This is a genomic window from Denitratimonas tolerans (genome assembly GCF_037203605.1).
In the GTDB taxonomy this organism is placed as follows: Bacteria; Pseudomonadota; Gammaproteobacteria; order Xanthomonadales; family Xanthomonadaceae; genus Denitratimonas; species Denitratimonas tolerans.
The window spans coordinates 1-15016 of record NZ_JBBDHC010000023.1 but is presented as its reverse complement, the minus strand read 5'-3'; the positions used below and the strand labels follow the sequence as shown (position 1 = coordinate 15016).

Here is a 15016-nt window from a genome sequence, read left to right as displayed (position 1 = left end):
GTCAGCGCTTCCGCCCGTGCGGCTGGCGCCGCGATGCCCGAACCGGCCCGCGCCAGGCGTACCCCCGAAACGCCATGTCAGCCACCGCTTTCCCGCGTCATCCGACGGCCAGGCCCAACCGCCCCGCCGCCCGCGACCGGAGAAGGCCCGCACTGATGCAACGGATAAGGAGTCCGCGATGAAGTTGGCCACCGTGCTCTGGCTTGCCCAGCTCATGCCCCAGCCCTATGCCGACCAGGCCTGTCTTGCGACCACGGTCTATCTGGAGGCGCGCAACCAGTCCGAACTGGGCCAGCGTGCGGTCGCGGAAGTCGCCCTGCGGCGCCTCGATAACAGCCGCTGGGGCGATACGCTGTGCGAAGTCGTCACTGCCCCGCGCCAGTTCGCCCCGACCCTGCTTCCGGCCGACTACAGGCTGCACAATCTCAAGGCGTGGAACCGCGCTGTCGCCATCGCGCTGCGCGCCCAGGCCGAGTGGAACATGCCGCGCGCGGACCGCCGCTTCGTCGTGCCCGGTGCCGACCACTTCGTGGTGAGAGCGCAGGCCGCGCCGGACTGGGCCCAGGGCGTCCCGGTGGCGACGATCGGTGACCACACCTTCTACCAGGTGCCGCGCCGCCTCTGATCTGCCGCTGCGCGATCCGGCTTGAAGCGCGTTCGGTGCGCCCCCATGCTGACGGGTTCCACCCATCTTTTCCGGAATCCTTCATGAAACTGTATTGCATGCCCGGCGCCTGCTCGCTGACCGACCACATCGTGCTCGAGTGGATCGGCCAGCCCTACCAGTACCAGCCGGTGGCGCGCGACGAGCTCAAGACCTCCTACCTCAAGGTCAACCCGAGCGGCGCGGTGCCCGCGCTGGCGCTTGCCGACGGCACCATCCTCACCCAGAACATCGCGATCCTGGATTACCTCGCCGGGCTTGCGCCCGAGGCGAAGCTGATGGGCGATGGCTCGGCGCTGTCGCGCGCGCGGGTGATGCGCTGGCTGGCCTTCATCAACGCCGACGTACACAAGAATTTCTCGCCCCTGTTCAGCCCCGCAGCCTTCGTTGACGGCGAAGCGGCCCGGGAAAGTCTCAAAGAGAAGGCCATCGGCCGACTGCGCAAGCAGTTCGAGATACTCGACGCGCAGCTGGGCAGCGGCACCTGGCTGGTGGACAACCGGCGTTCGGTGGCCGATCCCTACCTCTACGTGATCCTGCGCTGGGCGCAGGCCATGCAGCTGGACCTGTCGGGCCTGGGCAACCTGGCGCGCTTCATCCGCCACATGGAGTCCGATGCCGGGGTACAGACCGCGCTCAAGGCCGAGGGCCTGGCCTGAGGCACGGGGCTTTGCCGAAGCAAGCGCTTCCGTAGGTCGGCCCTACGCGGCCGACGTGGGTAGACGCATCGCGCACGCGGGCCACCGGCCCGCGTGTCGTTTCCGACGCGGGAATTCAACCCTCGCCCGCAGCAAGCCGCGCGTAGAAGTCCCGCGCGAACGCCTCGAAGCGCCCCTGCTCGATCGCCGCACGGATGCCGGCCATCAGCTCCTGGTAATAGTGCAGGTTGTGGATGGTGGCGAGCATCGGTCCGAGCATCTCGTTGCAGCGGTCGAGGTGACGCAGGTAGGCGCGGGTGAAGCCACCGGCGCAGGCGTAGCAGGCGCACTCCGGATCAATCGGGCGCAGGTCCTTCTCGTACTTCGCGTTGCGGATGCGCACCGTGCCGAAGCGGGTGAAATAGTGGCCATTGCGCGCATTGCGCGTAGGCATCACGCAGTCGAACATGTCGATGCCGCGCCGCACCGCCTCGACGATGTCCTGCGGTCGGCCCACGCCCATGAGGTAACGCGGATGATCCTCCGGCAATAGCGGGCAGGTGTGCTCGAGCATCGCGTTGCGCTCGTGTTCCGGCTCGCCCACGGCCAGGCCGCCCACGGCGTAGCCGTCGAAGCCGATCTGCATCAGGCCCTCGGCCGAGCGGCTGCGCAGCTCCGGATGGACGTGGCCCTGCACGATGCCGAACAGCGCCGCGTCGTTCCCCAGCCGATCATGCTCGGCGCGGCTGCGCGCGGCCCAGCGCAGGCTCAGCTCCATCGACTCCTTCGCGCGCTTCTCGCTCGTCACCACGCCGTCCACGGCGTAGGGCGTGCATTCGTCGAAGATCATCACGATGTCTGAATCGAGCGTGCGCTGGATCTGCATGCTCTCCTCCGGGCCGATGAACACGCGCCGCCCGTCCACCGGCGAGGAAAACGCCACGCCGGCCTCGGTGATCTTGCGCCGGTGCGCGAGCGAGAACACCTGGAAGCCGCCCGAGTCGGTCAGGATCGGCCCGTCCCAGCGCGCGAAACCGTGCAGCCCGCCGTGCGCGGAGATCACCTCCAGGCCGGGGCGCAAATACAGATGGAAGGTGTTGCCCAGAATGATCTGCGCGCCGATCGCCTTGATCGAATCCGGCGTCATCCCCTTGACCGAACCGTAGGTGCCCACCGGCATGAAGGCCGGCGTTTCGACCGTGCCGCGCGGGAACGTCAGCCGCCCGCGGCGGGCGGCACCGTCGCTGCGCTGGAGCTGGAATCCGAGTCGGGACATGAGGAAGAGATTGCGTGCGAGCCGGCTATTGTCGCGTATTGCGGCACGCGCGTCCGCCCTCGTTGATGCGTCCCTGGATTCGCAGGCGGTTCCAGGTCGCAGCGCCGGCGTGCCTGATCACGGACCGAATCAAGCTTCGACGTGAAAACGGCGCTGCGCATCCCCGCAGAACCATATCCCCAGTTCGTCGCCCACGGCTGCCGCCGAATCCGGCGGCAGATCGGCCTCGATGCGCGCGCCGTCCTGCAGCGCCAGCACCGCGCGGGTTTCCGGGCCGTGGAAGATGCGCTCGACCAGCCGCACCCGTATCGGCGCGGCAGGGTCGATGCGCACCTGCTCGGGCCGCACCAGCACCTCGCCCCCGCCTTCCAGTCCGAGCGTGGCCGCCGCCACCAGCGCGCCGCGCCCGATGAAGCCGGCGACGAAGCGATCCTGCGGCGCGTGGTACAGGCTCGCCGCGTCGCCCCACTGCAGGATGCGGCCGCGATCCATCACCCCGATGCGGTCGGCGACGGCGAAGGCTTCGGCCTGATCGTGGGTGACCAGCAGGGCGGTGGTGCCGGAGGCTTTCAGCAGGTCGCGCACGTCCGACGCGAGCCGGCCGCGGGTGTGGATGTCGAGATTGGAGAACGGCTCGTCGAGCAGCAGCACGGAAGGCTCGGGAGCCAGCGCGCGCGCCAGCGCCACGCGCTGCTGCTGTCCGCCGGACAGCTCGTGCGGAAAGCGCCCGCCCAGCTCAGCGAGCCCGACCCGCTCCAGCATCTCGCGCACCCGCGCCTGGCGCGCCTCGCGCGTGGTGCCGCGCAGCCCGAACGCCACATTCGCCGCGACGCAAAGATGCGGGAACAGCGCGTAATCCTGAAACACCATGCCCACGCGACGACGCTCCGGCGGCCACTGTCCGTCCGGTCCGGCTACGGTCACCCCGTCGAGCGCGATGCGCCCTGCCTGCAGCGGCTCGAACCCGGCGACGGCGCGCAGCACCGTCGTCTTGCCGCAGCCCGAGGTGCCCAGCAGGCTGCCGATCTCACCGCGCTCCAGCGACAGCGACATCCCATCGACCACCGTCAAGCACCCGGCGGCAGTTGGATAACCCACGGAAATCCCCTGCAGTTCCAGGCTCATGCCGCTTCCCTTCCGGCGCTCGCGTTCGCGCAGCGCGTTTCCTGCGACATCCCGCTGCGCGCCAGCAGCACCACCGGCACCAGCCCGATCAGGACGATCAGGAAAGCCGCCACCGCGCCTTCTTCATAGGCTCCGCGCGCCGCGTCCGCATAGAGCCAGGTCGCCAGCGTCTCGACGTTGACCGGGCGCAGCATCAGCGTGGCGGGCAGCTCCTTCATCGCATCCACGAACACCAGCAGCGCCGCCGCAGCCATCGCCGGCTTCAGCAGCGGCAGGTGCACGCGCCGCAGCGTGCCGCCCGCGCTCTGCCCAAGACAGCGCGCGGCCTGGTCCAGCGACGGCGTGATTCGCGCGAGGCCCGCATCGATGCTGCCGATGGCGATGGCCAGGAAGCGCAGGGCATACGCCAGCACCAGCGCCAGCATGGAACCCATCAGCCACTGGCGCGGCTCGACGCCGAACGGCCGCAGCGCTTCGCCTATCCCGATGTCCACCCAGCCCAGCGGCGAGAGCAGGCCGATGGCCAGCACCGTGCCCGGCACCGCATAGCCGAGGCTGGCCACGCGCAGGCACGCGCCCGCAAGCCGCGTGCGCCTGCGCGCCTGCGCGAGGCGCAAGGCCCAGGCCACCGCGAGACCCGCCAGCAGGGTCGCCAGCGTGGCGCAGCCCGCCACCATCACGGTGTTCCACGCGCTGTCGCGCAGCGCCGGTGAAACGCCGTGCGAGTGCAGCCGGGCGATGCCCGATCCGGCCAGATACAGCGCCGGCAGCAGAAAGCCGATCAGCACCGGGATCGCACCCAGCGCCAGCGCCACGACGGCCGCCACGCCATGCAATCGCTGCGCCTGCATCGGCCGGGGGCGCTGCCCGGCGGCATAGCGCTGGCGGCGGCGACCGTGGCGTTCCAGCCACACCAGCAGAGTCACGATCAGCAGCATGCCGAGCGCAATCTGCGCCGCGCCGGGCAGATCGCCGCGGCTGATCCACGTCGTGTACACCGCCACCGTCAGCGTCTGCACGCCGAGGAACTCGGAGGCGCCGATGTCGTTGAGGGTTTCCAGCAGCACCAGCGCCACGCCTACCGCCAGCGCCGGGCGCGCCAGCGGCAGCGCCACGCGAATGAACAGCGCGCGGCGCGGCACGCCCAGCGCGCGCGCCGCGTCCAGCAGCCCGCCGGCCTGGGTCAGGAACATGGCGCGCGTGGTGAGGTAGACGTAGGGATAGAGCACGAAGCCCAGCAGCACGATGCAGCCGCCCAGCGAGCGCACGTCGGGCAGACGGAAGTCGCGCGGGCTGTCGATGCCCAGCAGCGTACGCAGGAGACCCTGTACCGGGCCGAGCGGATGCAGCAGGTCGAGATAGGCATAGGCGACGATGTAGGTCGGCATCGCCAGCGGCAGCAGCAGGGCCCAGGACAGCACGCCGCGGCCGGGAAAGTCATGCGCGCTCACCAGCCAGGCGCTGCCGGCACCCAGCACCGCCGCGATACCGCCCACGCCGGCCAGCAGCAGCACCGTGTTGAGGCCGGCGCGCGGCAGCACGTACCGGCCAAGGTGCGACCACAGGCCCTCGCTGCCCTGCGCCGCGTTCCAGGCCAACGCCAGCAAGGGGACCAGCACCAGCAGGGCGACGGCGAGCGCGGCTACGCGCCATGGGCGTTCGCCGGTCGTCACGCTGAAACAACTTTGATTCGGCTGTTCACGCCACACCTGTCTTTCCGGCTTACGCCGGAATGACGCACTTGTATAGCTTGTGCGAAACCTATTGGTCGAACCCGACCCGATCCACCAGCTCGCTGGCGCGCTTGCGGTACCTGACCACCTCGGCCAGCGGCAGCGGATCGATCTTCAGTTCACCGAAGCTCGCCACCACCGGATCCAGCGCCACGCCGGGCTTCACCGGGTATTCGTAGTTGGCCCGGGCGTAAAGGCTCTGGGCCGCGTCGGACACCAGGTATTCCAGCAGCCGCACCGCGCCCGCGCGGTTCTTCGCGTGGCGCGCCACCGCCGCGCCGCTGATGTTGACGTGGGTGCCGCCATCGGCCGCGCTGGCGAACACCGGGCGGATCACCTTGATCGCATCGCCCCAGGCACGCTGCTCGGAGCCCTCCTCGCTGTGCTTCATCCGGCCCACGTAATAGGCGTTGGCGATGCCGATGTCGCAGATGCCGCCGAGGATGTCGCGCGCCACCTCGCGGTCGCCGCCGGCCGCCGCGCGCGCCAGGTTGGCCTTCACCCCGCGCAGCCACTCCTCGGTAGCCGCTTCGCCCGCGTGCGCGACCATCGCGGCGAACAGGCTGGTGTTGTAGGGATGCTGGCCGGCGCGGATGCAGACCCTGCCTTTCCACTCGGGCTTCGCCAGATCCTCGTAAGCGAAGCTCTCCAGCGCGAGATCCTTGTCGGCATACAGCACGCGGTCGCGCAGCGACAGCGCGTACCAGTGGCCGTTCGCGTCGCGCAGGCCGGCAGGAATCGCCGCGTCCAGCGCCGCCGATTCGATGGCCTGGGTATGACCGTTCTCGACCAGGTCCAGCAGGTTGCCGGTATCCACCGTCATCAGCACATCGGCCGGTGATCGCTCACCCTCGGCGCGCAGCCGCTCGGGCAGACCATCGCGCACGAACACGGTGTCCACCGCCACGCCGGTTTCGCGGGAAAAGGCGTCCAGCAGCGGCTGGATCAGGCCCGGCTCGCGCGTGGTGTACAGCGTCACCGCGGCCGCTTTCGGCACCGCGGGCTCGACCTTCGAGACCGGTGCGGCGGCCTGTTGTTCCGGCGCGGGGCTGCCGCAGGCGGCCAGCAGCAGCGCAGCGGCCGCCCCGGCGGCCAGACGCAGGCGATGGGAAAGTACGGGAATGTGCATGAGCGGTTTCCGAAAAAGACGGGATGTCCTGGCCCGGCGATCAGGCCGCAGGTTGCCGGGAGGCGCGCATCTTAATGCAATCGGGAATCATGTGCAGTTGCGTCCGTCCCGCCCTCGCGCTCCGGAAACACCAGCATCGCATCCCCGTAGCTGAAGAAGCGGTAGCGCTCGCGCACCGCGTGGGCGTAGGCCGCCATCACCCGCTCGTAGCCGGCGAAGGCGCTGACCAGCATCAGCAGGGTCGATTCTGGCAGGTGGAAGTTGGTGACCAGGGCATCGACGCTGCGGATGCGCTTGCCGGGGAACAGGAACAATCGCGTGTCTCCGGCGAAGGGGCGAACCTCGCCGTCGCGAAAGCTCGATTCCAGCGCGCGCACCACCGTGGTGCCCACCGCCACCACGCGGCCGCCGCGCGCCTTCGCGGCGCGGATCCGCTCGCACAGCGACGCGCCCACGTTGAGCCATTCGCTGTGCATCACGTGGTCCTTGAACTCCTCGGCGCGCATCGGCTGGAAGGTGCCGGCCCCCACGTGCAAGGTGATGTGGCCGAATTCGACGCCGCGCGCGCGCAGCGCCGCCAGCAGCGCCTCATCGAAATGCAGCCCGGCGGTGGGTGCCGCCACCGCGCCGGGGGCGCGGGCGAAGACGGTCTGGTAGCGCTCGGCGTCGGCGGCATCCGGTTCGCGCGTCATGTACGGCGGCAGCGGCATCCGGCCGATCCGCTTCAGCAGCTTTTCCAGCGGCTCGTCGCTTTCGAAGCGCAGCCGGTAGAACTCGCCCTCGCGCCCGAGCACGGCGACGCGGGTGCCGTCATCCAGGACCAGCTCGCTGCCCGCCGCGGGCGGTTTGCTCACGCCCAGCTGCGCGCGCGCCTCGTTGCCGTCCAGCACGCGCTCCACCAGCACCTCGACCCGCCCGCCCGTGGCCTTGCGCCCGAACAGGCGCGCGGGGATGACGCGGGTATCGTTGAACACCAGCAGATCGCCGGGGGCCAGCAGCGCCGGCAGGTCGCGGACGGCGCGGTCTTCCAGCGGTGCAGGTGCGGGCGGCAGCAGCAGCAGGCGGCTGGCCGAACGCGCCGCCAGCGGGTGCTGGGCGATCAGCTCGGTCGGCAGGTCGTAGCGGAAATCGGATTTCTTCACGCGCAGCGTCCCAGGTGGGCCGCCCATTATCCGGCGCGCGGGCAGGGCGGACAAACCGCCGCCCGATGCCTCACCCGCCCGCGGCGGCGGGGGTTATGCCGGCCCCGATGCAGTGATACAATTCCGCAATTGACTGATATGAAACGGAAACGAGAAGCGCGATGCACTTCGCGCCATTCGTTTGCGCATCCGATCCTGCCGCGAGGAGGCACCATGAACCTGATCCAAGCCCTTTCCGACCTGCGCACCCAGCCCGGTACCGTCCGCACCCGCGGCCTGTCCGACGAGCAGCTCATGAGCCTGGCACCCGACTATCCCGAGCTGGTCGAAGCGGTCGAGGCGGCGCGCGCCCAGTTCGAGGCGGTGCGCGGCGAGTTCCCCGAGATCCTCGCGATGGACGAGGACGCGCAGTGCGCCACGGTGCAGGCCGGCTTCGTCAACTTCTATGCGGCCGATGCGGTCAATCCCTACGTCGCGCTGGCCGCGCGCGGGCCGTGGGTCGTCACCCTCAAGGGCGCGGTGCTGCACGATTCGGGCGGCTACGGCATGCTCGGCTTCGGCCACACGCCGACGGCGGTGCTCGATGCGATGGCGCGGCCGCAGGCGATGGCCAACATCATGACGCCTTCCCTTTCGCAGCTGCGCCTCACGCGCGCGCTGCGCGCCGAGATCGGTCAGCGCCGCAGCGACGGCTGCCCCTACGAGCGCTTCATGTGCCTGAACTCGGGTTCCGAATCGGTGACGCTGGCCTGCCGTATCGTCGACATCAACGCGCGCCTGCAGACCGAGCCGGGCGCGCGCCACGCCGGCAAGACGATCAAGCACGTCGCGGTGAAGGGCGCGTTCCACGGCCGCACCGAAGGCCCGGCGCGCTATTCCGACTCCACCCGCAAGGCCTACCTGGCCAACCTGGCCAGCTACCGCGGCGACGACTCGCTGCTGACGGTCGAGCCCTACGACGTGGCGCAGCTGCGCGAGCTGTTCGCCAGGGCGGACCGGGAGGGCTGGTTCATCGAGGCGATGTTCCTGGAGCCGGTGATGGGCGAAGGCGACCCGGGCCGCGGCGTCACGCCGGAATTCTACGCCGCCGCGCGCGAGCTCACCGCCGCGCACGGCAGCCTGTTCCTGGTCGATTCGATCCAGGCCGGCCTGCGCGCCCACGGGGTGCTGTCGGTGGTGGACTATCCCGGCTTCGAGAAGCTCCCCGCGCCGGATCTGGAAACCTATTCCAAGGCGCTCAACGCCGGCCAGTACCCGCTTTCCGTGCTCGCCGCGAGCGGCCCGACCGCCGCGCTCTATCGCACCGGGGTCTATGGCAACACCATGACCACCAACCCGCGCGCGATGGATGTGGCGGCCGCGGTCATGGCGCAGCTGACGCCCGCCATTCGCAAGAACATCGCCGAGCGCGGCCGCGAATTCGTGGAGAAGCTCGAGGCCCTGCGCCGCGAGCTGCCCGAGCTCATCACCAAGGTGCAGGGCACGGGCCTGCTGTTCTCCTGCGAACTTTCGCCGCTGTTCAAGTGCTATGGCTCCGACAGCATCGAGGAATACATGCGCAAGAACGGCATCGGCGTGATCCACGGCGGCGCGAATTCGCTGCGCTTCACCCCGCATTTTGCGATCACCTCGCGCGAGGTGGATTTGGTCATCGCCCAGATCCGCCAGGCGCTGCTGAACGGCCCGCGCAAGGCGGTAAAGGAAGCGGCCTGAGCTTTCCGCTCCGATTTTCCGCACCGACGGTGAAAAGCCCGCCTCCCGGCGGGCTTTTCACTGCTGCACGCTGCGTGATTCGAGGCGCGACGCCCGCTCAGCCGGCGTAGGCGTTGGTGGCTTGCACCAGCGCCGCGGTGATTTCCGGCTCGAAGGCCGAGTGCCCCGAAGCCGGGCAGATCACCAGGTCGGCCTCTGGCCAGACCTTTTTCAGGTCCAGGGCGCTCTGCATCGGACACACCACGTCGTAGCGCCCCTGCACGATGGTGCCGGGAATGCCGTGCAGGCGGTGGGCGTCGCGCAGGAGCTGGCCTTCTTCCTCGAAGAAGCCGCCGTTGACGAAGTAGTGGCTCTCGATGCGGGCAAAGGCGAGCGCGAAGTCTTCGCCGCGGTGCGAATCGATGAAGGCCGGATCCTGGTGCAGATAACTGCACGAGGCTTCCCACACCGACCAGGCGCGCGCGGCGGCCAACCGCACCGCCGCATCGTCCGAAGTGAGGCGGCGGTGGTAGGCCGAGATCAGATCGCCACGCTCGACCGCGGGAATGGCGGCGAGATACTCGTCCCAGGCATCGGGAAACAGACGGCTGGTGCCTTGCTGATAAAACCATTCCAGCTCCCAGCGCCGCAGCAGGAAGATCCCGCGCAGCACCAGTTCGGCCACCGCCGCCGGATGCTTTTGCGCATAGGCCAGCGCCAGTGTCGAGCCCCAGGAGCCGCCGAACACCTGCCAGCGCGCGATGCCCAGATGTTCGCGCAGCCGCTCGATGTCGGCCACCAGATCCCAGGTGGTGTTGTCCACCAGATCGGCGTGCGGCGTGGAGCGCCCGCTGCCGCGCTGATCGAACAGCACGATGCGATAGCGCGCCGGGTCGTGGAAGCGCCGCATTTTCGGACTGCAGCCGCCGCCCGGCCCGCCGTGCAGCAGCACCACGGGTTTGCCGGCGGGATTGCCGCATTCCTCATAGTGGAGGCAATGGCGCTCGGACACCTGCAGGGTGCCGCTGGCGTAGGGCTCGATCGCGGGATAGAGGGTTTGCATGGGGCTTCCGTCCGGGCAACGAAGACCCCGCGATTGTAGCCCGGCGCGTATTGGCGTCGGGATCACCGCGCCGCGCACCTCGGCAGCGCGCGGATCCGCGCGGCGCTCATCCGCGCCGCAGCGCCTCCAGCAGCGCCTGCGGCTTCTCCACGCTGAGCAGCAGGGCGCGATCGGCACCGCGTTCGGGCAGCACCAGCACGCGGCTGCGGTCGGTCAGCGCGCAGAACAGCTTGCGGTGCCAGCGGCTGGCGCGAAAGTGGCCGACCGCCGCGCCGGGCAGGCCGATGCCGTTCATCCGCAGTCTCGGCCACCACTCGCTGGAAGGATCCAGCGCGAGGATGCGCGCCGCATCAAGATCCAGCGCCGACAGCGCGAGGCGGCGGCGATAGCCGCTGGCGCGCACCGTGATCCGCCCGTCCGCGAGGCGCACGCGCATCCGTCGCAGGCTCCAGGACATCACCGCGACGAACGCGACCAGGCCTGCGCTGATGACCACGAAGATCCATGCCGGCTGCAGCGCGCCCACGCCCTGGACCGCCGCGATGGCGGCAAAAACGGGCAGCGGCAAAAGGGCCAGCACCGCCAGCGTCACGAAGGCCGACTTGCGGGGCGGCACGATCGCGAAATCCCGGATCACGGACCGCCGCCGACAAAGGTGGCGATATCGTCGATCACCGCCTCGTCCACGCGGCCCGCGGTGGCGTACTCGGCCGGGCCAGATGGTCCTTCACCCGCAATCATCAGGTGATTGAGCGCCGGATGCAGGGCGAACTGCACGCGTGCGTCGCCGTCAAAGGCGGCGTGCCAGCGCGCGAAGTCCCCGTCGACGCTGACCTGGTAGTCGCGCCCGCCCTGCACCAGCAGGATCGGCTGGGTCAGCGTGGCGGCGACCGCGACCGGATCGTAGTCGCGCAGGTCTATCCAGTACCGCGCCGGCAGGCCGAGCAGGGTGTCGGCGGCGGGAACGTCCCCGGACAGACTGGCAACGGCGGAGGCTTTCACCGCCATCGCGTCGATCTCGGCCTGCTCGTGCGAACCGACTTCTCCGTCCAGTTCGGCCAGGTAGCGGACCTGCTCGACCACGATGTCATGGAGCGGGCGCGCCGGCGCCGCCAGCAGGATGAGCCCGGCCAGGTCCGGCGCGCGCTGCGCGATGCGCGGCGCCATCATCGCGCCGAGGCTGTGCCCGGCGAGGAACACCCGCTGCGGGTCGATGCGGGGCGCGGCGCGCAGCAGCGAAACCGCGCGCACGGCGTCATCGACGGTTTCATCATCCACGGTGAAATCGCCCGAGGCGAACGCCTGCGGGTGCGCCTTGCTGCGCTTGTCGTAGCGCAGCACCGCCACGCCGCGCTCGCCCAGTGCGTGGGCGATGTCGCGGAAGGGGTGATTGGGGCCGATGGTCTCGTCGCGATCATGCGGGCCCGAACCGTGCACCAGAACGACGGCCGGAAACGGCCCCTCGCCCCTGGGCAGGGTGAGCGTGCCGCCGAGCGTGACATCGCCCTCCCCGACCGGGAACTCCGCCTCGCTGAAGCGCTCGCTGGAAACCGGCGCAGGCGCGGCGGGCGGCGCACCGCCCTTCGACGGCACCAGGCGGAAGCCGCCGATGCGACCATCAGGACCGACCGCGATCCGCGCATCCAGCGCCACCAGTCCGAAGGTCAGCGTGGAGGTAACCACCGGCGTGCCGGATACGGTTTCCCCGCGCAGCGGGCTGCGCGACTGGCGTGAACCAAGCTGGATCGGCAATGCCTCCCAGATTTCCTTGAGCTTGCCCTGGGCGAGCGCCTCCTGCAGTTCCGGCGTGCCGCGCTTGAGGGCGTCCTCGAAACGGCCGGCGTCGAGATCGTCGAGGAAGGCCTCGCCGATGCGCAGGTGCTCCGGATCGGCCCGGGCACTCTGCGCCGGCGGCAGCAGCAGGGTCTCGAACAGCCAGACGGCGCTGAAGTAGACGCCGATCAGCGAGCCGATGGCGAGCACGGCAATGACGAGTTTGCGATTCATGCGTTCTTCCTCAGCGCGGTCGTTTCAGGAACAGCGTGACCACCACGCCGTAGAGCAGCGCATTGACCAGCTCCCAACGCGCCTCGCCTTCGATGTTCAGCCGTTCGGCCACCTCGTCGGGGCGGAACTCGCCCCAGATGCTCGGGGTGACCGTCACCACCTTGTACTCCCAGCGCTCACTGGCCATCGTCGTCTCCTTGCTCGGTTTCGGGCGCAGCGGGCGGCAGGCGCCCGGCCCGGCGCAGCGCCGCGCGCAATGCGTATTCGATCTGTGCGTTCAACGAGCGCAACTCGTCGTCAGCCCAGCGCTGCGCCGCTTCCAGCACCTTGGCATCGATACGCAGCGGATAGGCTTTTTTCTCTTTCATCGCGGTTGAAGATTCGTGACCCGGGATTCGTCGGAGCTGGAGCGGGGGCGCTCTTGCGAATCCCGAATCCCCAATCCCGGCTCTCAATACAGCGAGCCGGTGTTGAGTACCGGCTGGGCGGCGCGGTCGGAGCACAGCACCACCAGCAGGTTGCTCACCATCGCGGCGCGGCGCTCCTCGTCCAGATCCACCACGCCGTTCTTCTTCAGCTCATCGAGCGCCATTTCGACCATGCTCACCGCGCCGTAGACGATGCGGGTGCGGGCCGCGACCACGGCCTCGGCCTGCTGCCGCTGGAGCATGGCCTGGGCGATTTCCGGGGCGTAGGCCAGGTGGCTGATGCGCGCTTCGATCACGTCCACGCCGGCGCGCGCGAGGCGCTCGGCGATCTGCGCCTTGAGATGCTCGGACACTTCCTGCGGGTGGCTGCGCAGCGCGATGCTGCTGCCGTCGTGCTGGTCGTAGGGATAGCTCGACGCCATCGCGCGCAGCGCCGCCTCGGACTGGATGTGCACGTAGCTCTCGTAGTCGTCGACGTTGTAGACGGCCTCGGCCGAATCCACCACCTGCCACACGATCACCGCGGCGATCTCGATCGGGCTGCCTTCCAGCTCGTTGACCTTGAGCTTGCCGCTCTCGAAGTTGCGCACCCGCAGCGACACCTTCTTCGCCGAAAAGAAAGGGTTGTTCCAGCGCAGGCCGGATTCCTTGACGGTGCCCACGTACTTGCCGAACAGGCTCAGCACGCCGGCCTGGTTGGGCTCGATGGTATAGAAACCGCCGAGGCAGGCGAGCAGCACCACGCCCGCAAGGATCGAGGCCACGATCACCCACACGGTGACCTGGGTCAGCCCCATCACGAACAGGGCGGCGACGGCCAGCAGGGCGGCCAGCAGGACCAGCAGAACGGGTATGCCGGGCAATGATTTTCTCGCGATCTCGTGCATGGGGCTCTCCTTGGTTGGAAATTATGATATCACTTCGATATCACTTCACAAGACGAGCGTCGACCTCCGATGTGACCACGGTGCCCAGCGGCGGCACGGCGTAGCGCACCAGCGGTGCCGGCAGGCGCTCGGAACTGATCCAGACCGCGGTGCCATCGGCCTCGAAGCCCATGCCCTCGGCCTGCGCCATCCACGGCAAGTCGAGCCGCACCGGCGGCTGGCGCAGCGCAACCGCCCAGCCATCGGAGTGGCGCGGCCACAGGTAGAGATGCAGGTAGCTCATCACCGCGAAAGCGGAACCGTCGGCACGGATATCCGCGGCGGTGATCTGGCCACGGTATCGGCCATAGACCGGATTGCGCTCGCGATCTTCCACGCTGGGCTGGACGATGCCGGCCAGCGTCCCGAGCGGCTCGGCCACCTGCAGCGCCTCTGCATCCACGGGAAACAGCGGCAGGCGGAACAGTTCGGGCGGCACGCGCTTCTTGGAAACGAGATAGATCGCGCCCTCCGCCGCGTCCACCGCCACCGCCTCGCAGTCGCGCGCGCCGTCCGGCCAGCGGAAGCGGATCGTGCGCACCGATTCGATGCGAACGTCTTGCAGCCTCCCCGGCTCTTCGAGCACGTGCAGCGCCAGCTCGCGGCGCAGGCCGCCGTTGTCGCCGGTATCGGCCACCAGCAGCCAGGCCCGGTCCGCGTGCTCGAAGCTGGCCATGTCTTCCCAGTCCAGATCCTCCACCGGCAGCTCCAGCGCCGCGTGCACGCTGCCGTGCCCATCCACCGCGTAGAGCACGCTCGGCTGGTGGCTGTCGTTGTGCATCCAGACGATGCCCGGATGACGGCGTGAGACCGCAAGACCGCTGATTTCCTTCAGCCGCACATCGGTGACGACCCCGGACAGGACCGCGCCTTCGGGCAAGGGATGGATCTCGCCGTCCACCGCAGGCTGCGCCCGCGCCACGCCTTCCGCGAGCCAGGCGGCAGCCAATACCAGCAGCAGAAGACCCGTGCGCACCATCGGGCGGATGATGCCATGAACACGCGCATGCGCTCGCCCGGTCGCCCCCAGACGACAAGGCCTCCCGCGCGGGAGGCCTTGTCCTAGGTTCACGGCGTCAGGCAAGCGCTGCCTGACTTCCCACCTGCGCCGCCCGGTTCAGCGGCGACGCAGGTGCGCGGGAGGTGCGCCTTACTCGAACCCGTCGGAGAAGATCTCCGGCGGCAGCGGCGCG

At 69.3% G+C, this 15016-nt stretch carries 15 protein-coding genes; 3 read left to right on the top strand and 12 right to left on the bottom strand.

The features are described from left to right. Positions 1 to 178: 178 nt before the first annotated feature. A complete protein-coding gene (locus WB794_RS12855) occupies positions 179 to 625 on the top strand; it encodes a cell wall hydrolase (protein WP_337336264.1) in 447 nt (148 codons plus the stop codon). A gap of 83 nt (positions 626 to 708) precedes the next feature. Continuing rightward, on the top strand, positions 709 to 1323 hold the full coding sequence (locus WB794_RS12850) for a glutathione binding-like protein (protein WP_337336263.1): 615 nt from the start codon (positions 709 to 711) through the stop codon (positions 1321 to 1323). A 115-nt stretch (positions 1324 to 1438) separates the two neighbouring features. Here WB794_RS12850 and tgt read toward each other — a convergent pair whose 3' ends face one another. The 5 genes from tgt to queA all read right to left on the bottom strand — a co-directional run bounded on the left by tgt (position 1439) and on the right by queA (position 7707). Further along, on the bottom strand, positions 1439 to 2578 hold the full coding sequence (gene tgt / locus WB794_RS12845) for a tRNA guanosine(34) transglycosylase Tgt (protein ID WP_337336262.1): 1140 nt from the start codon (positions 2576 to 2578) through the stop codon (positions 1439 to 1441). A gap of 129 nt (positions 2579 to 2707) precedes the next feature. Then, on the bottom strand, positions 2708 to 3703 hold the full coding sequence (locus WB794_RS12840) for an ABC transporter ATP-binding protein (RefSeq protein ID WP_337336261.1): 996 nt from the start codon (positions 3701 to 3703) through the stop codon (positions 2708 to 2710). Beyond that, positions 3700 to 5412, bottom strand: a complete 1713-nt coding sequence (locus tag WB794_RS12835; protein ID WP_337336260.1) for an ABC transporter permease — start codon at positions 5410 to 5412, stop codon at positions 3700 to 3702. The genes WB794_RS12840 and WB794_RS12835 overlap by 4 nt, the downstream gene beginning before the upstream one ends. A 52-nt stretch (positions 5413 to 5464) precedes the next feature. Next, positions 5465 to 6565, bottom strand: a complete 1101-nt coding sequence (locus WB794_RS12830; RefSeq protein ID WP_337336259.1) for an extracellular solute-binding protein — start codon at positions 6563 to 6565, stop codon at positions 5465 to 5467. Positions 6566 to 6636: 71 nt separating this feature from the next. Next, positions 6637 to 7707 (bottom strand): tRNA preQ1(34) S-adenosylmethionine ribosyltransferase-isomerase QueA, encoded by a 1071-nt coding sequence (gene queA / locus WB794_RS12825; protein ID WP_337336258.1) that lies wholly within the window; start codon positions 7705 to 7707, stop codon positions 6637 to 6639. Positions 7708 to 7920: 213 nt separating this feature from the next. Between queA and WB794_RS12820 the strand changes: the two genes are divergently transcribed. After that, a complete protein-coding gene (locus WB794_RS12820; protein WP_337336257.1) occupies positions 7921 to 9420 on the top strand; it encodes an aminotransferase class III-fold pyridoxal phosphate-dependent enzyme in 1500 nt (499 codons plus the stop codon). Positions 9421 to 9517: 97 nt separating this feature from the next. Here WB794_RS12820 and pip read toward each other — a convergent pair whose 3' ends face one another. The 7 genes from pip to WB794_RS12785 form a co-directional block, all read right to left on the bottom strand. Then, on the bottom strand, positions 9518 to 10462 hold the full coding sequence (gene pip, locus WB794_RS12815; RefSeq protein ID WP_337336256.1) for a prolyl aminopeptidase: 945 nt from the start codon (positions 10460 to 10462) through the stop codon (positions 9518 to 9520). A 106-nt stretch (positions 10463 to 10568) separates the two neighbouring features. Then, positions 10569 to 11078, bottom strand: coding sequence for a PH domain-containing protein (locus WB794_RS12810; protein WP_337336255.1), 510 nt, complete (start codon positions 11076 to 11078; stop codon positions 10569 to 10571). A gap of 17 nt (positions 11079 to 11095) precedes the next feature. Next, the gene (locus WB794_RS12805; RefSeq protein ID WP_337336254.1) at positions 11096 to 12469 is read right to left on the bottom strand and encodes an alpha/beta hydrolase; all 1374 of its coding nucleotides are present in this window, start codon (positions 12467 to 12469) and stop codon (positions 11096 to 11098) included. Between the two features lie 10 nt (positions 12470 to 12479). Continuing rightward, positions 12480 to 12656, bottom strand: coding sequence for a hypothetical protein (locus WB794_RS12800; protein ID WP_337336253.1), 177 nt, complete (start codon positions 12654 to 12656; stop codon positions 12480 to 12482). Continuing rightward, positions 12646 to 12837, bottom strand: coding sequence for a type II toxin-antitoxin system antitoxin (locus WB794_RS12795; protein ID WP_337336252.1), 192 nt, complete (start codon positions 12835 to 12837; stop codon positions 12646 to 12648). Before WB794_RS12795 ends, WB794_RS12800 begins: the two co-directional genes overlap by 11 nt. 83 nt (positions 12838 to 12920) lie before the next feature. Next, a complete protein-coding gene (locus tag WB794_RS12790) occupies positions 12921 to 13784 on the bottom strand; it encodes an SPFH domain-containing protein (RefSeq protein WP_337336251.1) in 864 nt (287 codons plus the stop codon). A 40-nt stretch (positions 13785 to 13824) separates the two neighbouring features. After that, positions 13825 to 14802 carry a hypothetical protein gene (locus WB794_RS12785; RefSeq protein ID WP_337336250.1) on the bottom strand — a complete coding sequence of 326 codons (978 nt, stop codon included), beginning with the start codon at positions 14800 to 14802 and terminating at the stop codon, positions 13825 to 13827. Positions 14803 to 15016: the final 214 nt, after the last annotated feature.

Bases quoted from the DNA above. Each gene is read 5' to 3' on its own strand.
- pip (WP_337336256.1), bottom strand. From the start codon at position 10,462: ATGCAAACCCTCTATCCCGCGATCGAGCCCTACGCCAGCGGCACCCTG.
- WB794_RS12850 (WP_337336263.1), top strand. From the start codon at position 709: ATGAAACTGTATTGCATGCCCGGCGCCTGCTCGCTGACCGACCACATC.
- WB794_RS12830 (WP_337336259.1), bottom strand. From the start codon at position 6,565: ATGCACATTCCCGTACTTTCCCATCGCCTGCGTCTGGCCGCCGGGGCG.
- WB794_RS12840 (WP_337336261.1), bottom strand. From the start codon at position 3,703: ATGAGCCTGGAACTGCAGGGGATTTCCGTGGGTTATCCAACTGCCGCC.
- tgt (WP_337336262.1), bottom strand. From the start codon at position 2,578: ATGTCCCGACTCGGATTCCAGCTCCAGCGCAGCGACGGTGCCGCCCGC.
- WB794_RS12790 (WP_337336251.1), bottom strand. From the start codon at position 13,784: ATGCACGAGATCGCGAGAAAATCATTGCCCGGCATACCCGTTCTGCTG.
- WB794_RS12795 (WP_337336252.1), bottom strand. From the start codon at position 12,837: ATGAAAGAGAAAAAAGCCTATCCGCTGCGTATCGATGCCAAGGTGCTG.
- WB794_RS12820 (WP_337336257.1), top strand. From the start codon at position 7,921: ATGAACCTGATCCAAGCCCTTTCCGACCTGCGCACCCAGCCCGGTACC.
- WB794_RS12785 (WP_337336250.1), bottom strand. From the start codon at position 14,802: ATGGTGCGCACGGGTCTTCTGCTGCTGGTATTGGCTGCCGCCTGGCTC.
- WB794_RS12855 (WP_337336264.1), top strand. From the start codon at position 179: ATGAAGTTGGCCACCGTGCTCTGGCTTGCCCAGCTCATGCCCCAGCCC.
- WB794_RS12800 (WP_337336253.1), bottom strand. From the start codon at position 12,656: ATGGCCAGTGAGCGCTGGGAGTACAAGGTGGTGACGGTCACCCCGAGC.
- WB794_RS12805 (WP_337336254.1), bottom strand. From the start codon at position 12,469: ATGAATCGCAAACTCGTCATTGCCGTGCTCGCCATCGGCTCGCTGATC.